This window comes from endosymbiont of unidentified scaly snail isolate Monju, assembly GCF_000801295.1.
In the GTDB taxonomy this organism is placed as follows: domain Bacteria; phylum Pseudomonadota; class Gammaproteobacteria; order Chromatiales; family Chromatiaceae; genus MONJU.
On record NZ_AP012978.1, the window covers coordinates 1,011,266 to 1,032,430 of the forward strand.

At 65.8% G+C, this 21,165-nt stretch carries 15 protein-coding genes and 1 pseudogene; 5 read left to right on the plus strand and 11 right to left on the minus strand.

The window, feature by feature from the left end:
• Positions 1-54 precede the first annotated feature (54 nt).
• Positions 55-630 (plus strand): HupE/UreJ family protein, encoded by a 576-nt coding sequence (locus EBS_RS04770; protein ID WP_043107602.1) that lies wholly within the window; start codon positions 55-57, stop codon positions 628-630.
• Entirely contained in the window at positions 627-1,289 is a 663-nt protein-coding gene (locus tag EBS_RS04775) for a HupE/UreJ family protein (protein WP_043107603.1), read from the plus strand. The genes EBS_RS04770 and EBS_RS04775 overlap by 4 nt, the downstream gene beginning before the upstream one ends.
• On the opposite strand, the gene EBS_RS04780 is transcribed toward EBS_RS04775, so the two are convergent.
• The gene (locus EBS_RS04780) at positions 1,219-2,376 is read right to left on the minus strand and encodes a HupE/UreJ family protein (RefSeq protein ID WP_052199309.1); all 1,158 of its coding nucleotides are present in this window, start codon (positions 2,374-2,376) and stop codon (positions 1,219-1,221) included. The genes EBS_RS04775 and EBS_RS04780 overlap by 71 nt on opposite strands.
• A gap of 185 nt (positions 2,377-2,561) precedes the next feature.
• On the opposite strand from EBS_RS04780, the gene EBS_RS04785 reads away from it, so the two are divergent.
• Positions 2,562-4,472: a 5'-nucleotidase C-terminal domain-containing protein gene (locus EBS_RS04785; protein WP_043107604.1), complete on the plus strand. Its 1,911-nt coding sequence runs from the start codon at positions 2,562-2,564 to the stop codon at positions 4,470-4,472.
• A 46-nt stretch (positions 4,473-4,518) separates the two neighbouring features.
• On the opposite strand, the gene glcF is transcribed toward EBS_RS04785, so the two are convergent.
• From glcF to EBS_RS04825, 8 genes and pseudogenes are all read right to left on the minus strand, one after another.
• Positions 4,519-5,736: a glycolate oxidase subunit GlcF gene (glcF, locus tag EBS_RS04790; RefSeq protein ID WP_043107605.1), complete on the minus strand. Its 1,218-nt coding sequence runs from the start codon at positions 5,734-5,736 to the stop codon at positions 4,519-4,521.
• On the minus strand, positions 5,736-6,797 hold the full coding sequence (gene glcE, locus EBS_RS04795) for a glycolate oxidase subunit GlcE (RefSeq protein WP_043107606.1): 1,062 nt from the start codon (positions 6,795-6,797) through the stop codon (positions 5,736-5,738). The genes glcF and glcE overlap by 1 nt, the downstream gene beginning before the upstream one ends.
• Positions 6,794-8,248 (minus strand): FAD-linked oxidase C-terminal domain-containing protein, encoded by a 1,455-nt coding sequence (locus EBS_RS04800; protein WP_043107607.1) that lies wholly within the window; start codon positions 8,246-8,248, stop codon positions 6,794-6,796. Before EBS_RS04800 ends, glcE begins: the two co-directional genes overlap by 4 nt.
• Positions 8,241-9,605, minus strand: a complete 1,365-nt coding sequence (locus EBS_RS14525) for a TRAP transporter large permease (RefSeq protein ID WP_043107608.1) — start codon at positions 9,603-9,605, stop codon at positions 8,241-8,243. Before EBS_RS14525 ends, EBS_RS04800 begins: the two co-directional genes overlap by 8 nt.
• A gap of 3 nt (positions 9,606-9,608) precedes the next feature.
• The gene (locus EBS_RS14530; protein WP_231892845.1) at positions 9,609-10,586 is read right to left on the minus strand and encodes a TRAP transporter small permease subunit; all 978 of its coding nucleotides are present in this window, start codon (positions 10,584-10,586) and stop codon (positions 9,609-9,611) included.
• A 237-nt stretch (positions 10,587-10,823) separates the two neighbouring features.
• Positions 10,824-11,978: pseudogene (gene dctP, locus EBS_RS04815) on the minus strand (TRAP transporter substrate-binding protein DctP).
• A 103-nt stretch (positions 11,979-12,081) separates the two neighbouring features.
• A complete protein-coding gene (locus EBS_RS04820; RefSeq protein ID WP_043107609.1) occupies positions 12,082-13,416 on the minus strand; it encodes a four-carbon acid sugar kinase family protein in 1,335 nt (444 codons plus the stop codon).
• A gap of 3 nt (positions 13,417-13,419) precedes the next feature.
• Positions 13,420-15,552, minus strand: coding sequence for a phosphoketolase family protein (locus EBS_RS04825; RefSeq protein ID WP_052199311.1), 2,133 nt, complete (start codon positions 15,550-15,552; stop codon positions 13,420-13,422).
• A gap of 229 nt (positions 15,553-15,781) precedes the next feature.
• On the opposite strand from EBS_RS04825, the gene EBS_RS04830 reads away from it, so the two are divergent.
• Positions 15,782-16,504 carry an IclR family transcriptional regulator gene (locus tag EBS_RS04830; protein ID WP_231892846.1) on the plus strand — a complete coding sequence of 241 codons (723 nt, stop codon included), beginning with the start codon at positions 15,782-15,784 and terminating at the stop codon, positions 16,502-16,504.
• 169 nt (positions 16,505-16,673) lie between these two features.
• Positions 16,674-18,002 (plus strand): DEAD/DEAH box helicase, encoded by a 1,329-nt coding sequence (locus EBS_RS04835; protein WP_081999824.1) that lies wholly within the window; start codon positions 16,674-16,676, stop codon positions 18,000-18,002.
• 75 nt (positions 18,003-18,077) lie between these two features.
• On the opposite strand, the gene EBS_RS04840 is transcribed toward EBS_RS04835, so the two are convergent.
• The gene (locus tag EBS_RS04840; RefSeq protein ID WP_052199312.1) at positions 18,078-19,283 is read right to left on the minus strand and encodes an MFS transporter; all 1,206 of its coding nucleotides are present in this window, start codon (positions 19,281-19,283) and stop codon (positions 18,078-18,080) included.
• A gap of 327 nt (positions 19,284-19,610) precedes the next feature.
• A complete protein-coding gene (thrC, locus tag EBS_RS04845; RefSeq protein WP_043107610.1) occupies positions 19,611-21,083 on the minus strand; it encodes a threonine synthase in 1,473 nt (490 codons plus the stop codon).
• Between the last annotated feature and the right edge of the window lie 82 nt (positions 21,084-21,165).

Consider the following 21,165-nt stretch of genomic DNA (forward strand, 5'->3'; position numbering starts at 1 on the left):
TTGGCGGAGTTGCTAGAATGCGGGCTTCTCGTACTCGTTGTCTTTGTGCATACCATGAAACGACTGTCCATTCTTCTGCTGGGGTTGCTGGTCCTGCCTGCGCATGCCCATGTCGCCGGCGGCCTGGCCGGGGGCTTCACGGCCGGCCTGTTGCACCCGGTGCTGGGCCTGGATCACGTGGTGGCCATGGTCGCGGTCGGCCTGTGGGGTGCCTTCCTGGGGCAGCCGGCGATCTGGCTGTTGCCGGTGGTGTTTCCGTTGGTGATGACCGTCGGTGGGGCGCTGGGTATTCTGGGCGTACCCTGGCCAGCGGTGGAGACCGGTATCGCCGTGTCGGCCATCGTGCTGGGCCTGATGGTGGCCTTCGCGGTGCGTCCGCCGCTGTGGCTGGCGGCACTCATCGTGGGTTTCTTTGCGGTCTTCCACGGTTATGCGCACGGTGCCGAGCTGCCGTCTTCCGCCGGACCCCTGGCCTTCAGTCTGGGTTTTGTGGTCTCCACCGGACTGCTGCACCTCTCAGGGGTAGCGTTGGGTTTGCTCACCCGCTGGCAGGGGGGGCGGCGCCTGGTGCAGGCCGGAGGCGGGGTGATCGCGCTGATCGGCGTGGCCTACCTGGTGGGCTTGCTGTGAGCGTTCGCTGGCTCTGGCTGGCGCTGGTGCTGCCCGGCGCTGCCCTGGCGCACAGTCCGATCAAGGGCCTGGGTGATTTCTACAACGGCATCCTGCACCCGCTGTTCGTGCCCGCACAGCTGCTGCTGGTGGTCGCCCTGGGACTGGTGACAGGCCAGCAGGGGGTGCAGCGGCACCTGCCGGCCGTGGCCGGGTACGCGCTGGGCGTGGTGGCCGGCCTGACGCTGATCGGCCAGTACCCGCAGGTAGTGACACCGGAGCAGCTTGAGGTGGCGATTCTGGGCACGGCGGTGGCACTGGCCCTGCTGGTGGTGCTGGCGCGTTCGTTGCCACGGGTTCTGCTGACGGTGCTGGCGGCGCTTGCCGGCCTGTTGCTGGGACTCGATTCCCTGCAATCGGACCCGGCCGGCAGCGCGCGTACCGCGGCGTTGTTCGGCAGCGGCATCGCCCTGTACCTGCTGATGCTCTATCCCATGGCCTTGGCCGAGCGCTTCCAGGGGCATGCCTGGACGCGTATCGGCACCCGGGTGCTGGGGTCCTGGATAACGGCCAGCGCCCTGCTGGTGCTGGCCCTGGCCCTTTCGCCGCTCAGACCAGCAGCGCCCGGATCGATTCCCACTCCAGGCGATCCCAGAACCAGTACAGCGCCACCCCGCTGATCAGCAGCGACAGGGGCATTACCACCAGTGCCCGGTACCAGGGACGGCGGCCGAACCACAGGCCGGTGAGCAGCCAGGCGCCGAGGATGATGCTGATCTGTCCCAGTTCGACCCCGATGTTGAAACTGACCAGCGCGGTGGCGAAGGCCTCCCTGGGCATGCCGAACTCGCTGAGCATGCCGGCAAATCCGATGCCGTGAAGGAGACCGAAGCCGAACACCAGGGCCAGGCGGCTGCGCGCCAGGCGGCGGTGCCACAGATTCTCGGCCCCCACGTACACGATGGACAGGGCGATCAGCGGCTGCACGATGGCCGCGGGCAGGGTGAGCCAGCCGTAGATGGCCAGGCCCAGGGTGAGGGTGTGCGCCAGGGTGAACATGGTCACCTGCCAGAGCAGCGGACGGATGCGTGCACTGAACAGGTAGAGCCCGAGGATGAACAGGATGTGGTCCATGCCGCGCGGCAGGATGTGGTTGTAGCCGGCGATGACGTATTCGCGGACGATGTCGGTCCAGCCGCGGCGGTTGGCTACCTCGGTGATGGAGAAAGCCTGGCTCACGCTGTCGTCACGGATCCACTGCCAGTCCGACCAGTGGTATTCCTGAGTCTGGCGGTTGACCTGGCGCACCCGCACCGCGTTGTCACCGAAGGCCGCGGGATAGTACCAGGTCAGGGTGTGGGCCGATTTCGGCACCTCGCCCTCGAGCAGGATGACACTGATGCGCGGGATCTTGGTGTACCCGCGCTCGGGAATGGTGACCTGGCGGATGCGCGGCATGCTGCGCTTGCCATCGAAACGGATGGCGACCCTCTCCAGAAGACGGGGGCGGAAGGGCTCGAAGGCGCGCATCAACTCCTCGGGCGGCAGCTTGCGCAGGGCGTCGTACTCGGCGGCGTTGGGCGCGTCCTGAGTGTTCTTGTAGCGGGCATTGATGCCGGTGAGCAGGGCCTCGATGCTGGCGCGCAGTTCCACCTCGTAGTGTCCGTCGGCAAACACGCTGATCTCGACCAGCGCAGGCTTCACGACGTCGGCCCCGGACGACAGCGGCAACAGCAGGGTACAGAGCAGCAACAGCAGGCGTGGCAACAGCGTGTTCTCTCTATTGCGGGAATAAAACCGGGTCGGACGCGTCTGCCCAGCATTCCAGGTAGCAGGGCCTGCGTCCGGTGTGCCGGGCGGTTCGCAACAGACCGTCGGCGAGCTTGGTACACTGCTTCCCAGTATGCCCATGGTCGGGCTGTTCAACAATACGACGAGAGAAAGCAAAAATTATGTCCAGCAAAATAGATCGCCGTGATTTCATGAAACTGATGGGAGTGGGCGCCGCCGTGGGCGCGGTCCCCTGGGCCGCCAGCCGCGCGTTGTCCGGGCCGAAACCTCCCGAGGGTTTCTACGATGTGCCGATGAAGGGCACGGTGCGCCTGCTGCACATCACCGATGTGCACGGTCAGTTGCAGCCGGTCTATTTTCGCGAGCCCAATGTCAACCTGGGCGTGGGTGAGGCCTTCGGCCGGCCGCCGCACCTGGTCGGCAAGAAACTGCTCGCTGCCATGGGTATGAAACCGAACACCCCCGAGGCCTATGCCTATACCTACCTGAACTTCACCGAGGCCGCCCACAAGTACGGACGCACCGGTGGCTTCCCGCAGATCAAGACCCTGCTCGACAGGCTGCGCGAGCAGGCCGGCGGGCGCGACAAGACGCTGACCCTGGACTCGGGCGACCTGTGGCAGGGTTCGGCCACCGCCCTGTGGACTCGTGGCGTGGACATGGTCGAGGCCTCCAACATCCTGGGCCTGGACGTGATGGTCGGCCACTGGGAGTTCACCTACAAGGAAAACGAGGTGCTCAACAACGTGGCCCTGTTCAAGGGGGACTTCATCGGCCAGAACGTGCGCGTCAAGCCCGATGCCCTGATGAGCGACGAGTACATGGCCCTGGTCGAACAATACGACGGTCGTGGCCTGTACGACGAGGACAAGGGTTATGCCTTCCAGCCCTATGTCATCAAGGAGATCAACGGTGCACGCATCTGCATCGTCGGTCAGGCGTTCCCGCGCACCGGCAACGCCAACCCGCAGGAGTTCTTCCCCGATTGGTCCTTCGGCCTGCGCGAGGACGATATGATCGAGATGGTGCAGGAGATCCGCAAGGAGGAGAAGCCCGATGCCATCATCCTGCTGTCGCACAACGGCATGGACGTGGACATCAAGATGGCGCAGCGGGTGCCCGGCCTGAACGCGGTGCTCGGCGGCCACACCCACGACGGTATGCCAAAGCCCATCAAGGTGAAGAATGTCGAGGGACATGAGTGCTGGGTGACCAACGCCGGCTCCAACGGCAAGTTCGTGGGTGTGCTCGACCTGGACGTGCGTGACGGCAAGCTGCGCGGCATGCACTACAAGCAGCTGCCGGTGATCACCGACTGGCTGCCGGCCGACAAGGAGATGGCTGCCTACCTCAAGCAGATGCGCAGCAAGGTCTATGACAAGCACATCGTCGAGTCGCGTCGCAGCGACCTGTTCTACAACGAGGATCGCCTGGGCAAGACCTTCGAGGAGATCCTGTCCGAGAAGCTGGCGATCGCCGATCGTACCCTGTACCGGCGTGGCAACTTCATGGGCACCTGGGACCAGGTGCTGTGCAACGCCCTGCGCTGGGAGTTCGATGCCGACATCGCGCTGTCGCCTGGTGTGCGCTGGGGAACCACCACCCTCGAGGGTGACTGGATCACCATGGAAGACCTGATGACCCAGTGCGCCATGACCTACGGCGAGACCTATGTCACCGAGATGACCGGCCAGCAGATCCACGACATGCTCGAAGGGGTGGCCGACAACCTCTTCGATCCCGATCCCTACCTGCAATCGGGCGGCGACATGGTGCGCGTGGGCGGCATGGACTACACCATCGAACCGGCCAAGAAGCTTGGCGAGCGCATCACCCACATGGTTCTCGACGACGGCAGTCCGCTGGACCCGGAGAAGACCTACAAGGTCGCCGGCTGGGCCACGGTCAACCGGGTGCCCGAAGGCCGCCTGATGTGGGACGTGGTACGCGACTACATCCTCGAGAACCGGGATGAGGACAAGGTGCTGCGCCTCAAGAAGATCAATGTTCCCACCCTGGTGGGCGTCAGCGAGAACCCGGGCTTTGCCGACTACGCCGGCAAGGCGAGCTGATCCGGTACCTCCCTGTCCGGTCCTGTGCCGGGCAGGGAGGTCGGGTTCATCGAAGCCTCTCGTCCAGTAGTTCGATCCAGTGCCTTACCGGCACCGATGTGCCACTCTGCAGGTGCAGCTGGCACCCCACGTTGGCGGTGGCGATCACGTCCGGCCCCTGCGATTGCAGGTGCCGCAGCTTGTTCCCCAGTAGCTGCTGCGAGAGCCCGGGCTGGAGGAGCGAATAGGTCCCTGCCGATCCGCAGCAGAGGTGGGCATCGGGCACCGCCGTCAGGGTGAAACCGGCATCCCGCAGGATACCCTCGACCACCCCGTTCAGTTTCTGGCCGTGTTGCAGGGTGCAGGGCGCATGGAAGGCCACGCGCGGCGACGTGTCGAAGGTGAGTGGGGACAGGTCTTCCGCGCTCAGCACTTCCGCGAGGTCGCGGGCCATTGTCGCCACCCGGGTTGCCTTTTCCGCGTACTCGGCGTCGTCCTGCATCAGATGGCCATCATAGTCCTTGACCTGCACCGCGCAGCCGCTGGCGTTGACCAGGATTGCATCGACGCCCTGCTCGATGTACGGCCACCAGGCGTCGATGTTGCGCCGCACGAAATGGCGTGCTTCCTCCGGTGCGGACAGGTGCTGGCTGACCGCGCCGCAGCAGCCTTGCCCGCGCGCGCTGACCAGGCTGATCCCCAGGCGGTCCAGCAGGCGCCTGGCGGCCGCATTGGTGTTCGGCGTAGCCACCGACTGGGCGCAGCCGTCGAGCAGCAGCATGCGGCGCGCGTGTCGCTGTGGCGGGACCGCGCCGGTCTTCTGCGGCCGGGGGATCTTGCGGCGCAGCCGGGCGGGCAGCACGGGCGAGAGCCACTGGCCCAGGCGCAGCGGTATCCTGAAACGCGCGGGATAGGGCAGCAGCTTCCGCAGCAGGTAGCGTTGCACACCTCGCGACAAGGAGCGTCCCACCTGGGCCTCGACGATCTCGCGGCCGATGTCCAGCAGCCGGCTGTAGTGGACCCCGGAAGGACAGGTGGTCTCGCAGGCGCGGCAGGTCAGGCAGCGGTCCAGGTGTTGCTGGGTCAGCCGGGTGGCTGGTGTGCCTTCCAGGACCTGCTTGATCAGGTAGATGCGGCCCCGCGGCCCGTCCAGCTCGTCGCCGAGGAGCTGGTATGTGGGGCAGGTGGCGGTGCAAAAGCCGCAATGCACGCAGGCGCGCAGGATCCGGTCGGCCTCCTTGCCGGCACGGGTCTCCAGCAGTGACGGGAGGAGCGAGGTCTGCATCAGAATTCTCCGTAGAGTCGGCCGGGGTTCAGAATGCCCGCCGGGTCGAAGGCACGTTTCAGGTTTCGGTGCAGCGCCATCAGCGGAACGGGCAGCGGGTGGAACGCCTCGCCCTCCGGCGCCTCGCCGCGGAAGCGCGTGGCATGGCCGCCCGCCTCGGCGGCGGCGCGCTGGATGGTCTCTCCGGCCGCCTCCGAGATCAGCCAGCGCTGGGCGCCGCCCCATTCAATCAGTTGCTTGCCCGGCAGGTCCGCCTGGAAGGGCGTGGTCGATGGGACAGAGAGTCGCCACAGGGGACGTTTCCCGGTGAAGAAGGCGTGCCGGTGTTCCCGCAGTCTTTCCCAGTAGCTCGCGCCGTCGGCCAGGATCTCGCCGCCGATGCGCTTGCGCGCTCCCTCCACGGCGCCGTTGGTGCCGGAGAGACGCAGGTGCAGCTGGATGCCGTCATGGCTGGAGGCGGACAGTGGCACCGGCGTGCCGGCCAGCCGGTTCATCTTTTCGATCGCTTCGGTCGCATCGCATTCCTGCACCAGGGTGAGTTCCGTTTCCGGTTTCGGCAGCACCTTGAGGCTCACCTCCAGGAGGATGCCGAGCGTGCCGAAGGCGCCGGCCATCAGGCGCGAGACGTCGTAGCCCGCCACGTTCTTCATCACTTCGCCACCGAAGCGCAGGATCTCGCCGCGACCGTTGATGATCCGGCAACCGAGCACGACGTCCCGCACGGCTCCGGCATAGGGCCGGCGGGGGCCCGACAGGGCACAGGCGATGGTGCCGCCCAGGGTGGCGCCGGGACCGAAGTGCGGTGGTTCGAAGGGGAGCATCTGGCCTTGCGCCTCCAGCGCCTGCTCGATCTCTGCCAGGGGCGTGCCGGCGCGGGCGGTGAGCACCAGCTCCCGAGGTTCGTAATTGACGATACCCCGGTGTCCGCCCAGTTCCAGGACCCGGCCCTGCACCCGGTGACCGAGAAAGGATTTGCTCCCCGAGCCGCGCAGTGCCAGCGGCTCGCCCTTCGCGCAGGCCTCGCGGACCTGCGCCTGCAGTGCTTCTGCCAGGTCGTTCATGCGTTGCTCTGGGTGCGATGCTCGCTGACGGTGCGGTATTCGGCGCAGCGGCGTGGTTGCGGGATGGCCTTGCCGGGGTTGAGCAGCGTCTGGGGATCGAAGGCGGTCTTCACCGCGTGAAACTGTTCCAGCTCGGCAGCGCCGAACTGTACGCACATCTGGCGGATCTTCTCGTGCCCGACCCCGTGTTCGCCGGTGATGGTGCCGCCGACGCGTACGCTCAGTTCCAGGATCTCCGCACCAAAATCCTCGGCCCGCTGCAGCTCGCCCGGCACGTTGCTGTCGAACAGGATCAGGGGGTGCAGGTTGCCGTCTCCGGCATGGAAGATATTGGCTACCGGCAGCCCGTATTCCTGCGACAGGCGCGCGATGCCTCTCAGTACCTCTCCCAGCCGCCTGCGCGGCACAGTGCCGTCCATGCAGTAGTAGTCGGGCGAGATCCGGCCGACGGCGGGAAAGGCGGCCTTGCGCCCCTGCCAGAACCGCAGGCGTTCCTGCTCGTCGCGGGCGGTGCGCACTTCGGTGGCGCCCGCTTCGCGCAGCAGTGCGTTGACCCGCATGACGTGCTCCGAGACCTCCTCGTTGGTGCCGTCGATCTCGCACAGCAGGATGGCCGCGGCATCGCGCGGGTAACCGGCATGCACGAAGTCCTCTGCGGCGGCGATGGCCGGGCCGTCCATCATCTCCAGCCCCGCCGGGATGATGCCCGCGGCGATGATGGCGCCGACCGCGTCGGCCGCCTTCTCTACATCGTCGAAGGCAGCGAACACCACCTGGGCGCGTGCCGGCCGGGGCAGCAGCCGGACCAGCGCCTCCACCACGATGCCGAGCATGCCTTCGGAACCAGTGATCAGGGAGAGCAGGTCGTAACCCGGGCTGTCCAGGGCGGCGGAACCGATGGTGAGCAGTTCGCCCTCTGCTGTAACCACCTTGAGTTCCAGCAGGTTGTTCACGGTGAGGCCGTATTTCAGGCAGTGCACCCCGCCGGAGTTCTCGGCCACGTTGCCGCCTATGGTGCAGGCGATCTGCGAGGAGGGGTCGGGCGCGTAGTAGAGGCCATGGGGCGCGGCCGCCTCGGAGATCGCCAGATTGCGCACTCCCGGTTGGACCCGTGCGGTACGCGCCAGCGGGTCGATGTCCAGGATACGGTTCAGGCGACTGAGGCCCAGCAGCACCCCGTCGGCCAGGGGCAGCGCCCCGCCGGAGAGGCCCGTGGCGGCACCGCGCGCCACCACGGGTACGCCGTGTCTCCTGCAGATCTGCACGACCTGTTGCACCTGCTGCACATCTGCCGGCAGCACCGCCAGGAGCGGCAGCTGGCGATAGGCCGGGAGGGCGTCACACTCGTAGGGCCGCAGCGCCTCTTCTTCGTGGATCACCGTGCCCGGTGGCAGCGCGCGTTCCAGCTCGGCGACCAGCGCCGCCTTGCCGGTTGCCAGCCGATCAACCATAGATCTGCCTCGGTAGCCACAGCACCACCTCGGGGAAGACGATGCAGATCACCAGGCCGATGGCCTGCAGTGCCAGGAAGGGCAGGGAGGAGCGGTAGATCTGCCCCATGGTCACTTCCGGCGGGGCCACGCTCTTGAGATAGAACAGGGCATAGCCGAAGGGCGGGCTGATGAAGGACATCTGCATGTTCACCATGTAGACCACCCCGAACCACAGCGCCATCTCGTCCGGGGCCACGCCGGGCAGGCCGAACACCCCGTCGAAGCGCATGGTGCTCAGCAGCGGGATGAAGATGGGCACCGCCAGCAGCAGGATGCCCACCCAGTCCAGGAACATGCCCAGGATCACCAGGATCACCATCATCAGGGTGAGGATGCCGTAGGGCCCCAGGCCGGTGCCCACGATGGCGTCGTTGACGAATTGCTGGCCGCCGTTGACCACGTAGAAGCCCACGAACAGGGTGGCGCCGAAGATGATCCACAGCACCATGCCGGTCACCCGCAGGGTGGAGATGGCCGCCTCGCGGATGTTCTTGAGGGTGAGGCGGCGGTGCATGGCAGCCACCACCAGGGCCCCGAAGGTACCCACGCCGGCTGCCTCCACCGGGGTGGCGATGCCGGCGAAGATGATGCCGAGCACCAGCGACACCAGCGCCAGGGGCGCGCCCATCTTGCTCAGCAGGCGTACCTTCTCGCGGAAGTCCACCCGGTCTTCCGGCGGCAGGGACGGGCCCAGTTCCGGTTTCATGGTGGTGGTCACGGAAACGTACAGGATGTACATCGCGGACAGGATCAGGCCCGGCACCACCGCGCCGATGAACAGCTCGCCCACCGACTGCTGGGCGATGACCGCGAACAGGATGGCCAGGATGGAGGGCGGGATCAGGATGCCCAGCGTGCCTCCTGCCAGGATGGAACCGCAGGCGATGGTGGGGTGATAGTGGCGCCGTATCATGGCCGGCAGGGCGATCATGCCCATGGTCACTTCGGTGGCCCCGATCACGCCGCACATGGCCGCCAGCAGGGTGGAGGCGATGATGGTGGAGATCGCCAGGCCGCCCTTCAGTCCGCCCAGGATCTTGTACACCATGTCATACAGTTCCTCGATGATGCCAGCCCGTTCCAGGATCGAGGCCATGAGGATGAACATGGGTATGGCCGACAGCTGGTAGTTGGTCATCAGCGGGAAGATGCGCGATGGCAGGATGTTGAGCATCTGCGCGTCACCAAACAGGAACAGGAAGACGCAGGCCAGGCCGCCGGTGACGAAGGCCAGGGGAAGACCGGCCATCAGCAGTACCAGCAGCGAGCCGAACATCAGGATGGTGAGCCAGAAGATGTCGATTTCCCAGCCCATGGCTTAACTCCCGGGACGCACTTCGGCGTCCAGTTCTATGGCTTCTGGATTTTTCAACACGGCGATGTCTTTCAGCAGTTGGGCCAGACCCTGCAGGAGCAACAGCATCCCACCCAGAGGCAGGGCGAACTTGATGGGCCAGTACTGCACCGCCCACTCGGTGAAGGACACCTCGTTCACCTGGTAGGAGTCCATGAAGAAGGTCCAGCCGGTCCAGATCAGGGTCAGGGTGAAGATGAAGAAGAACACCGAGGTGAGGATGTCCACCAGCGCCTTGCCGCGCTTCGACAGGCGCGTGTAGAACACGTCCACGCGCACGTGGGAACCTTCACGCAGCACATAGCCGCCGGCCAGCAGGTACTGCATGCCGAACATCAGGAACATGGCTTCGTGCGCCCAGTTGGTGGGGGAGTTGAAGACGTAGCGGGCGATCACCTCGTAGTAGTAGACGAACACCGCCAGCACCGACCACCAGGCCACCAGTTCACCAGCGAAGCCGTTGATCCTCGACACCACCCGGTTGAACAGGAAGGGCTCCCGCGCAGGGTCGTGTTCGCCGCATTCCACCTCGGGGCATTGGAAGGCCGCTGGGGGTGGTGCTGGTTCGCGGGCCCGGGCCTCGCGCACCAGGCGCGGGAGCAACAGGGCGTCGATGGTCAGGAGCAGCAGCACCAGGCCTCCCAGGGTGCTGGATATCGTTTCGATGTGCGCGCCCTTTTCGTTGGCGACCGTCTCCGCCCGGTGTGCCTCCGCCATGGCCGCCTGGGCCTTCGCCATCTTCTGCTCGGCATTTCTGCGGCCCTTGGCGATGGCCCTCTCGGCGCGGCGGATCTTGCCTTCGGCCAGGCGCACCTGGTTGTGGGCATCGGAGATCTCGTTGCGGGCCTGGCGCACCTCCACGTTGGTTACCAGTATGCCCAGGAACAGCAGCATGAAGACCACCGCCCAGCGGCTTTTCAGGTAGAGGCGGTGGACGCCCATGAAGCCGCCCACCAGCAGCAGGAAGTAGGCTACTCCCAGCGAAACCGGGGCGGTCTCGCCGGCGTGCTTTGCGCGTGCGTGATAGAGCCACCAGGCGACCAGGGGAAAACCACCAGGCCTCCCCAGTACAGCCAGTGCGGCAGTACGAAATTCAACTCGGGCATGACTCCCCCCGGGTTCAGTTGGTAGTCAGTTGGTAGGAGGAGGCGGCCCGGGCATCCCCGGGCCGCCCCGCGGTCAGACCTTCAGGCTGTAGCCCTTGATCATGTCGGGCGTGACATAGCCCAGGGAGCCCGACATCATGTAGTCGAGCTGGATCTTGAAGGCCTTGGCGGCATAGGGATCCTTGTTGGCCCACTTGAACCACAGGGGGATCGCCAGTTCCGTGAACGCCTCCACGTCATCCGGGCTGAGGCGCGTGATCTCGGTGCCGGCCTCCTTGAACTTCTTCCAGGCCTCCTGGTCGGCGGCCTGGATCATGGCGTGGTGGTGAATGGAGTAGGACTGCACCTCCGACTCCACGAACCGCTTCATCTTGTCGGACAGCTTGTTCCAGGACTTCTGCCCCACGGTCAGGTCCATCAGGTCCACCGGCTGGTAGATGGACATGAAGCCGGGCGGTCCCATGGAGATGTACTTGGTCACCTGGTGGAAGCCCAGAGCGTAGTTGATCGCCGGGCCCACGTAGTCGGCCACGTCGATGGTGCCCTTCTCCAGCGCCGGGAAGATCTCGGAACCGGGCAGCAGGGTGGTCTTGGCGCCGGCCGCCTGGAAGAGTTCCGCCACCATGCCACCGGGCAGGCGCATCTTGCGCCCGCGGAAGTCGTCGATGGAACGGATCGGCACCTTGGAGTGGATGATGTTGGGGCCGTGCTGGATGGGGCCGACATAGTGCAGGCCCAGCTTGCTGAAGGCCTCGCGCGCCAGTTCCAGGCCGCCCAGGCCGTAGTAGAACACGTCCCACTCGTGGGGGTTGCGCAGCCCGAGCGGATAGGAGCTGAAGAACACCGCCGACGGCATGCGTCCCGCCCAGTAGAGGGTGAAGGGGTTCATGGCGTCCAGCACGCCGTTCTTGACCGCGTCGAACAGCTGGAATTCGCCCACCACGTCCTTGGCTCCGAAGGGCTTGAAGGCCAGCTCGCCGCCGGTCTTCTCGATGATGCTGTCGCACCATTCCTTGAAGACCTGCAGGCCGATGCCGCCCGGCTAGGAAGTCTGGACCTTCCAGGTGGTGGTCTGTGCCGCTTCTGCGTTGCGGATGAAGGGAGCGCCGGTGATCACGGCCGCGCCAGCCGCGGCAGTTCCCTGCAGCGTCTTCTTGAGGAAGCCACGGCGGTCCTGGTCGGTGGCCGCGTCATCCCCCTGGTTTGCCTTCGTCTTGTCGTCTTTCATCGAGGCTGTCCTCCTTTGGGTTGGATTGACCGAGCGGCGCCAGCCGTTCGGTCGGCTGGGAATCGTTATTGTTGGCGGTGTCTCTTCCGGGTGCCCATGCCGTTCACGCCGAGATCTTTCGGGGGGCGGCCAGGCGTTGCAGGGCAGTGGCCAGCGCCTGGTCGTCCCCCACGTTGCCGGGGAAGATCACCACCGGCATGTCCGGATAGCGTGGATGTTCCCTGGGGCAACGCACGACAGAGCAGCCAGGCAGGATCTGGCCGAGCACCCGGGCGGTTCGCAACGCCAGGCCAGTACTTAGCACGTCATTGGAGGTGATGCCACCCTTGCTGATGAGAAAGCCGAGCGATGCTGGCAGACCCTGCACCACCGCCATCAGGAAACGGGAAACCTTTTCCCCGAAGGCGAGCCGCTGCTGCTGGTCGGGGAAGGTCTTCTCCACGCGACTGGTGAAGATCACGGCATGCCGATCCTCGGCATGTGCCTTGGCTGCCTGTTTCGTGACCTCGTCCAGCAGGGACCCCCATTGCTCGCCGATGCGTTCCACGTCCACCTCGATGGGGACCACCGAGGGGAGCGCCAGGAGTTGCTCCAGCTGGGCCGTGGTCTTCTTCACATGGGAGCCTACGATGACCGCGCCGGCACGCCCGTCGCGGACGTAACGGGACATCTCCTCCGGAGGCACGGGCTGGGGCGGCAGCTTGGCCAGTGCGGTGAGCAGGCTGGCGGCGCTGCGGAACAGGAAGCGCTTGCCCCGGCTGGCGGCCAGCTTGAGCTGGTCGGCGAAGTGGTTCAGGTCGCTTTGTGTCTCGGCGTCGACCACGCAGCAGGCATTTCCCTGAAGCGTCATCAAGCGGGCCAGGCTGTCGCCGCGCACGTCCGTGAGCAGGAAGCGCTCCACCTGTTCGGCCTTGATCTCTCCACCGGTCTTCTCCTCGACGTAGTCGGGCAGGTAGGCGGTACTGAAGCCGAACACCGAGTCGCGGGCGAACTCGGTCTGGTGCACCGGGACCTCCTGACCGTCCACGACAAGGTAGTGAGTGCTGTCGCGGGTGATGCGCCCGCCCTCGAAGAAGGCCGGGATAAGGAAGTGGGCATCGAAGGGGCCCAGCTCCTCGGCGATCACGTCGGTCTCCACGGGGTAGTGGCCGCGCAGGGTGGAGTCGGAACGGCTCACCAGGATGGGGTTGATCTCGCATCCTTCCCGCGCCAGTGTGTCCAGGGCCTGTTTCAGGTTGCGACAGACCTCCCGGGTCACCGCTGCCGCCTGTTCCGAACCCATGCTGCGGGTGTTGGTCAGCACGAAGAACAGCGGCGCGGTGTCGCGAAGTCCTTCGAGCAGCGTGGGGACGTCCCAGCGGGTCAGCAGCAGGCAGGAATGGACCGTCTGCGAGCCGGTGGGGTCATCGTCCAGAGCAATGATCTTGGTTTCTGCCATGGCTCAGGCCAGCGCCTCCACCCGTTGGCACATCGCATCGGCGGTCAGCCCGTTGAACGCCATGATCTCGGCCGGCGAGGCGGTGGTCTCGCCGCGCTGCCAGGCGAGCACGTCGCGCGCTGGCGCGCGAGTGCGCAGCAACACCGGCTCCAGGCTGCCGCTGGGGCCGCCGCTGACGCCGAGCAGGACATCGCCGTCGAACAGGGCGTTGAAACGGTCGTCGTCCATGAAGTTGTCGTCCGGCTCGCTGACTGTGTTCCAGGAGACATCGCCGGGGCGGTACAGGCGGCGCGGGTTGACCACCGACACGATACGCACCCGGTAGCCGGCCGCCTCCAGCCGCTCGCAAGCCTCGAACACCGGCAGCAGCACCATGTCGCCGGTGACTGCAAACACCACCGTGCCTTTGTCGCCGGCGGTGCTCTCGTGGAGTACGGCCGCGCCTTCCTCCACGGCGCGCGTCGCCCCGGCTTGATCGAGATAGACCGGCAGTGGGCTCTTGGAGGCCATGATGATCATTGCCTTGTTGAAGCTGTTGGTGGCGTACTCGTAGGCTGCCTGGATGGCGTTGGCGTCACAGGGGAACAGCGGGTAGACGTTACCATTGCGCATCATGGCGGAGAAGTAGTTCTCGATCTCCGGACGCTGGTGGGTCCAGCCGTTGCGTCCCTGCTCCAGCGCCCCCGCAGTGAACATGCATACGATGGACGGGGTCTTGCGCCGCAGTTCCGCCATGGCCTGGGAGACCGTCTGCACGATGGGCCAGCCGTTGATGGCGAAACTCTCGTAGGAGAGCCACAGGGCACGCGAGCCGAACAGGGCCAGGCCGGCGGCGAGGCCCGCACAGGCGTCTTCGTTGAGGGGCTCGTAGACCTGCCCGCCAGGGTCCTGGTTGTACAGCGGGTCCGGAGTGGGGTGGCGGATCTTGAGGGCGTCGTTGATGTTCTTCATGGCCGAGGCCTCGTTGCCGTCGGCGTTGGTCACCACGAAGCGGCGATCCGCCTGGCCCACGGCGGCCACCAGGGCTCCCATGGCGGTGGACGGCACCTGCTTGTCGCCCACCGCAAAATCCTGGCGCGGCAGCGCCGGCAGGGGAGGCAGTTCCAGGGGGGTCTCGGTCACCACCGTCTCCACCGCGGGACCACCCCCGGCGCGGCGGAAATTGTCGCGCACGATCTGCCAGGCGGACGGGGGCAGGGCGCGCCGTTTCAGTCCCTCGGCGATGTGCGGCTTGTCCAGGGTGTCCGCGGGATACAGGTTGTGGGCCTTGGCGCCGACGGTGTGCACGCCCGCGCCCTTGAGCTGCTTGACGATGAACGCCGTCAGGGTGCCTCCGAGGGCAGAACGGGCGGCCCGGTCCATGCCCTGGAGCACCGCGCGGGTGAAGGCCAGCCGTTGCTCCAGGGAGAAGCGGGTGCTGTCCACGTAGGGCCCTTCCTGGCCGCTATCGTCGAAGTCCATGGCGTCCACCAGGACGACCTCCTGGAAACCGTGGCCCCGCCAGTAGGCGATCATCTCCTCGTTGCTCAGGTGCGAGACCATGGCATGGTGTTCCTGGCTGTAGCCATTCCACACCAGAACCGGAAGGAAGTTGGTCGCCTGCGGGTAGGCGGTATGGAAGTGCATCATCGAGTTGAGCACATAGGGCTCGCCCATGCCCCCGTCGCCGATGGTGACCGGGAACAGGGTGCCGGGGTGGAGCAGCGCGCCGGCCATGGCGAAATGCTGCCCCTGCCCCAGCGGGCCCGCGGGGGCCAGCAGGCCGGGGATGGCACCGGACAGATGGCCGAGCAGTCCCTCGCGTTCGCGGAAACGGGCACACAGATCCTGTACCGTGCGGATGCCCATGGTCTCCAGCGAGGTGTCGAGGAACATGGCGCTGTAGAAGCCGGGGGCATGATGCCCCACCTCGGTGATGATGTTGGTATGCCCGAGCATCACCAGTGCCGCATAGGCGTCGGCGCTGCTGGCGAATCCCCCGGGGTGGCCCGATCCCTTGGCACCGGTCATGTGCAGGGTCAGATAGCGCAAGGCATCCGCGCCCAGCAGAGTCTGGTAGACCGCGTCCTGCGCCTCGGGATCGGCGATGGCTGTCTGCCCTTCTCCGATCACCGGAGAGGCAGCAAGCTGGGCCATGCCCGACGGGTATTCGCTAAAGTACTGGATGCCATTGCAGAAAGACGGGATGTCGGCGGTTGGGTGATCGGCCCTTTCGGTGGTTATGAAGCGCCCTCGAGATTCCGTATAGTGAAAAATAAACTGTATTGCAAAAAAAGCATAGGTCGTCCATAAAGTTCCGTAAAGCAGAATCGTTTTTGTATGGTGAAAAATGAAGACGAGCCAACCCATCCAGGTCATTCAACGCATGGCGCGACTCCTGGACGCCCTGGGCAATTGCGAAGGAGACGCCAGCCTCAAGTACCTGTGTGCCGACACCGGCCTTCACCCTTCCACGGCCCACCGGATACTGGCCTCGCTGGCGGTGGAAGGTTTCGTGGAACGCAGCGAGTCCGGTGAGTACCGGTTGGGGCGGAAGCTGGCGGAGTTGGGCAGCCGTGTCGCCTCCGGCCTGGATCTGCGCGAGGCGGCCCGGGACATCATGGAGAGGTTGCGGGATCGTTTCGGGGAGTCGGTCAATCTCACGGTGCGCGAGGGGGACCAGGTGGTTTACGTGGAACGGGCCATCCCCAATCGCATGATGCGGGTGGAACAAGTGATCGGCAGTCGCGCGCCCCTGCATGTGACCGCGGTGGGCAAGCTGATGCTGGCACGAGACGACGAGGCGGCGGTGGATGCCTACATCCGCAACACCGGTCTGCCGGGCCTGACCCCCAATACCTTCACCGATCCTCGGCGCCTCAAGGAGGAGCTGCGGCGCATCGCGGAACAGGGCTATGCCCTCGACAACGAGGAAGCGGAACTGGGAGTGGGTTGCATTGGTGCCCTGATCTATGACGCGCGCGGCGAGGTAGTGGCCGGGCTCTCGGTGTCCGCACCCATGGAACGGCGCCGCGAGGAGTGGATACCGGTGCTGTGCGCTGCGGCGCGCGAGCTGTCCGGCCGCTTGGGGTATCGGCCACGGGAATGAAACCGGCAAGGCGGGCGCATTTCGGCGGCAAGCCGTGTTATAGTGCCCCGGACGGAGCCACTCGGTCTGCCTCGTCCTGGCCATCCGGCCGATTTTTCAACTGCTATTGCGCGCTCCCCGACCGTAGCCTGGCCCTGCGCCATGCGGGAACGGCAACGGAAAAACCCCCATGACCTTCGAACAGCTCGGCCTCTCGGCCGACATCCTGCGCGCCGTCGCCGAACAGGGCTACAGCGCTCCCACTCCCATCCAGGCCCAGGCCATTCCCGTCGTCCTCGAGGGACGAGACATTCTTGCCGGGGCGCAGACGGGCACCGGCAAGACGGCCGGGTTCACCCTGCCATTGCTGCATCGTCTGGCGGAGACAACGCGCAAGGGCAGTCGCACGGTGCGCGCCCTCATCCTCACCCCAACCCGTGAGCTGGCCGCCCAGGTAGGCGAGAGCGTGGCCACCTATGGCCGGCATCTCGACCTGCGCTCGGCGGTGATCTTCGGTGGGGTCAAGATCAACCCGCAGATCCAGCAGCTCCGGCGTGGCGTGGATATCCTGATCGCCACCCCCGGGCGGCTGCTGGATCACGTCTCGCAGGGCACCCTGGACCTTTCGCGGGTCGAGATCCTGGTACTCGACGAGGCCGACCGCATGCTCGACATGGGCTTCATCCACGACATCCGCAAGGTGCTGGCGCAGCTGCCGGAGCGTCGGCAGAACCTGCTGTTCTCGGCGACCTTCTCGGGCGAGATCCGCGCCCTGGCCGAACGCCTGCTGGATGCGCCGGTGTCGATCGAAGTGGCGCGCCGCAACACGGCCGCCGAGAGTGTGGCGCAGCGGGTCTACCGCGTGGACCGCGGACGCAAGGCCGAACTGCTGGCCTGGCTGATCGGCTCGCGCGACTGGCGACAGGTGCTGGTGTTCACGCGCACCAAGCACGGTGCCAACCGCCTGGCGCAGTATCTCGACAAGGCTGGCCCGAGCGCCACGGCGATCCATGGCAACAAGAGCCAGGGCGCACGCACCCGGGCGCTGGCCGGTTTCAAGAAGGGCGACATCCGCGTGCTCGTGGCCACCGACATCGCGGCGCGCGGGCTGGATATCGACCAGTTGCCGCACGTGGTCAACTTCGAGCTGCCCAATGTCGCCGAGGACTATGTGCATCGCATCGGGCGAACCGGTCGTGCCGGGCGCGAGGGCGAGGCGGTGTCCCTGGTCTGCGTGGACGAGGACCGTCTGTTGCGTGACATCGAGAAAGTGATCGGTCGCCGTCTGCCGGCCGAGGTACTGGAAGGCTACGAGCCGGACCCCTCGATTCGTCCCGAGCCCATTCAGAACGGAAGAGGACAGCGTGCCGGGGGACGGCGCAGCGAGGGCGCGCGCCGCGGTGGGCGACCGGGCGGCAAGCGGTCCGGTTCCGGTGCGCGACGCGCAAGGCGATGTCGATGGCAATACCCCCTTCACCGACAACAGCAACCGCGATCCGGTGATGCTGGCGTCGGGTGACATCAAGGTGCGACGCAAGGGCGGAAAGCCGGGTGGTCAGGGCGGACGGCGTTCGCGCCGTGGCGGGGTAGTCGGTTAACCGGTGAGGGGGGCGGTCTGTATCCTGTTGCCGCGCTCGTGACGCGCAAACCACAGGGCCGCGCCCAGTGCCACCAGCAGCATCGGCACCACGCCCAGGTTGACCAGCTGCCAGCCGAACAGGTGTTGCAGTGCACCGGCCGACAGGGAACTGAGCGTGACCGTGGTGAACACCGCGAAATCGTTGCTCGCCTGTACCCGGGCCTTCTCGCTCGGTCGGTAGCAGCGCGTCAGCAGGGTAGTGGCGCCGATGAACAGGAAGTTCCAGCTCAGCCCCAGCAGCATCAGGGCGGCCCAGAAATGGTCGACGCTGGTGCCGTTCAGGTTGACGGTCACGCAGGCCAGGTCGGCCAGGGCGCCGAGCACCAGGATGCGAGGGATGCCCCAGCGGTCGATCAGGCTTCCTGTGAAGAACGAAGGGGCGAACATCGCCAGCACATGCCACTGGATCACGAAGGCCGTGTCCGGCAGGCCGTGATGGTGGTGTGACATGGCCAGCGGCGTGGCGGTCATCACCAGCGACATGACGCCATAGCCCAGGGTAGCGCAGATCAGGGCCACCCGGTAGGCGGGCTGGCGCGCGATCTCGCGCAGGGGACGCACGGGTTCCGTGTCGTCCGGCCGGTCCTCGGCCTGCGGTGGCAGGCGCAGCAGCGAGAGTGCGGCTGCGGCGGCCAGGTAGAGCAGCATGACGGCAAGGAAACCGCCGGCGAAAGGGGCATTGCCGATCCATTCATGGCCGAGGTTGGCCAGGTTGGGGCCGATGAAGGCCGCCAGCACCCCGCCAGCGAGAATCCAGGAGATGGCGCGTCCCTTCTGTTCCCGTGGGCTGCTGTCCGCGGCCGCGAAACGGTAGTAGTTGCCGAAGGCGTTGTGGGTGCCGATCAGCGCCGCAGCTCCCACGAACCCCCAGAAAGCCCCCTGCACGATGGACCAGGCCGCCAGCGTGGCCCCGGTGGCGCCGATGAAGCTGGCCAGCACGAAGCCCGCCTTGCGTCCGATACGGTGCATCAGCCAGGCCGCGGGCACGCTGGCCAGCATGGTGGATACGAAGGCGGCGGCAAGCGGTGCGGTGGCCAGCGCGGGATCGTTTGCCAGGTTACGCCCGACCAGTGCCGCTGAAGTGACCATCAGCGAGGTGCTGCTCATCATCATGGCCTGTGCAAAGGCGAGCAGCGGAATATTGCGGCGGAAAGGGTTCATGGGTTCTCCTGGACCTGCTAGCTCGAATATTTTACCGGCCGAACAACGCTCGAAGCCCAAGAGGCTGAATGATTGAGCAAAAATGGAAAAAAGGACGCCAATCGTCGATTACAGCTTGTACCCCGCGTTGTTCTATCCCGATTCCGGCGGTTTCTCGCTCGCTGTGGCTTGGTTTTCACTCAAGCGATAGTGACTGCTATCCCTTTCGCTCCAAACCGGCGCCACAGCGGCTGCGAATTCCGCCGGCTCTCGGGATGCCGGTGAAACATCCGGGCTGGGGCAGACCGGCAGAGGACGGGGATCTTTTCCCCTCGCTTTCATGAAATTTCACAGGAAGGCGAGGATTTCGCTCTCGATGTCCGCCTTGTCGATGACCGTTGGCTGGGCGATGGGGCGCTCGAACAGCGCGGCGATCATCGGCGGGATGGGCAGGCCGGTCTTCTCAGAGATTGCCTTCAGGGCGTCGATGTCGTGCGCGCCAGTCTTCCCGGTGAGGGCCTGGGCGATGGTCGGCGAGAACTTGGTCCATTCCGCGGTGGAATAGACGATGTCGGGCAATGCCTGGTCGCGGGCGTTGCGGTGCGCCTTCAGGCAGGTGGCGGTATGCGGGTCTATCAGATAGCCGCGCTTCTCGAAGGTCTCGCGGATGGCCGATGCCACATCTTCGTCGTTGGCATGGTCGGCGGCGAAGATGGCTTGCAGGTGCGCGGTCTCTTCCTCGCTCAACTGGTAGAAACCGTCTTCGTCCAACGCCTGCATCAGCTCGCGTGTGCGTTGCGCCCCGAACAGGTCGAACAGTACACGTTCGACATTGGACGACTTGAGGATGTCCATCGCCGGCGAGCTGGTGGTGATCACGTCACGGCCGCGCAGGTCGTAACACCCGGTCTTGATCCAGTCGGTGAGCACGTTGTTGGCGTTCGAGGAGATCAGGATCTTCTCCACCGGCAGGCCCATCTTCATGGCGTAGTAGCCGCCCAGGGCATTGCCGAAGTTGCCGCTGGGTACGTTCAGGTAGACCTTGTCACCGATGGCGATGCGCCCCTGGCGCACCAGTTCCAGGTAGCTGTGGATATGGTAGATCTGCTGGAAGACGATGCGGCCGAAGTTGACCGAGTTGGCCGCCGACAGACGGGTGTCGCGCTCGCCCAGGGCTTGCTGGAAGCGCGTCGAGGAGAGCAATGACTTGAGGGCCGTCTGCGCGTCGTCGAAGTCGCCATGGATGCCGATGACCTTCAGGTTGGCGGCATCCTCGGTGACCATCTGCAGGCGTTGCACGTCGGAGGTGCCGCCGTCGGGATAGAGGCAGGCGACCTTGACGTTGGCCTGGTCCTTGAAGGTCTCGAGCGTGGCCGGACCGGTGTCGCCGCTGGTGGCGGCCAGGATCAGGTAGTGCTCGTCACGCGCCTGCGCCAGCCGCGAGAGCACCACGCCGAAGGGTTGCAGGGCCATGTCCTTGAAGGCACGGGTGGGACCGTGATACAGCTCGGCGACGAACAGCTCGTCGTCCACCCTCACCACCGGCACCGGTTGCGCCGGATCGTCGAAGTCGTCGTAACGGGCCAGCGCCTCGTCGATCACCGCCGGCTCGATGTCGATGGCATAGGCGTCGAGCACGGCGCGAGCCAGGGTCTTGTAGTCGCTGTTCCGGTGGGCCTCGAGAAAGGGCAGGCCCAGCGCAGGCAGGCGTTCGGGCACGTAGAGCCCGCCGAAAGAGGCCATGGGCTCCAGCATGGCCTGCGAAAAGCTCACGGATGCGGGTCGGTGGCCGTCGTTGCCTCGGGTTTCGATGAACTGCATGGGTGGTCCCCGTGGGTGCGAATGGCGCGGATTATACCGCCGGACCGGGGCTTTGCATTGTTTCACGCGACGATGGACAATG

Coding starts and splice junctions, on each gene's coding strand:
- EBS_RS04825 (WP_052199311.1), bottom strand. CDS start 15,552: ATGGCCCAGCTTGCTGCCTCTCCGGTGATCGGAGAAGGGCAGACAGCC.
- EBS_RS14530 (WP_231892845.1), bottom strand. CDS start 10,586: ATGGGCGTCCACCGCCTCTACCTGAAAAGCCGCTGGGCGGTGGTCTTC.
- EBS_RS04800 (WP_043107607.1), bottom strand. CDS start 8,248: ATGGTTGATCGGCTGGCAACCGGCAAGGCGGCGCTGGTCGCCGAGCTG.
- EBS_RS04785 (WP_043107604.1), top strand. CDS start 2,562: ATGTCCAGCAAAATAGATCGCCGTGATTTCATGAAACTGATGGGAGTG.
- EBS_RS04835 (WP_081999824.1), top strand. CDS start 16,674: ATGACCTTCGAACAGCTCGGCCTCTCGGCCGACATCCTGCGCGCCGTC.
- EBS_RS04840 (WP_052199312.1), bottom strand. CDS start 19,283: ATGAACCCTTTCCGCCGCAATATTCCGCTGCTCGCCTTTGCACAGGCC.
- EBS_RS04830 (WP_231892846.1), top strand. CDS start 15,782: ATGGCGCGACTCCTGGACGCCCTGGGCAATTGCGAAGGAGACGCCAGC.
- thrC (WP_043107610.1), bottom strand. CDS start 21,083: ATGCAGTTCATCGAAACCCGAGGCAACGACGGCCACCGACCCGCATCC.
- EBS_RS04770 (WP_043107602.1), top strand. CDS start 55: ATGAAACGACTGTCCATTCTTCTGCTGGGGTTGCTGGTCCTGCCTGCG.
- glcE (WP_043107606.1), bottom strand. CDS start 6,797: ATGAACGACCTGGCAGAAGCACTGCAGGCGCAGGTCCGCGAGGCCTGC.
- glcF (WP_043107605.1), bottom strand. CDS start 5,736: ATGCAGACCTCGCTCCTCCCGTCACTGCTGGAGACCCGTGCCGGCAAG.
- EBS_RS04820 (WP_043107609.1), bottom strand. CDS start 13,416: ATGGCAGAAACCAAGATCATTGCTCTGGACGATGACCCCACCGGCTCG.
- EBS_RS14525 (WP_043107608.1), bottom strand. CDS start 9,605: ATGGGCTGGGAAATCGACATCTTCTGGCTCACCATCCTGATGTTCGGC.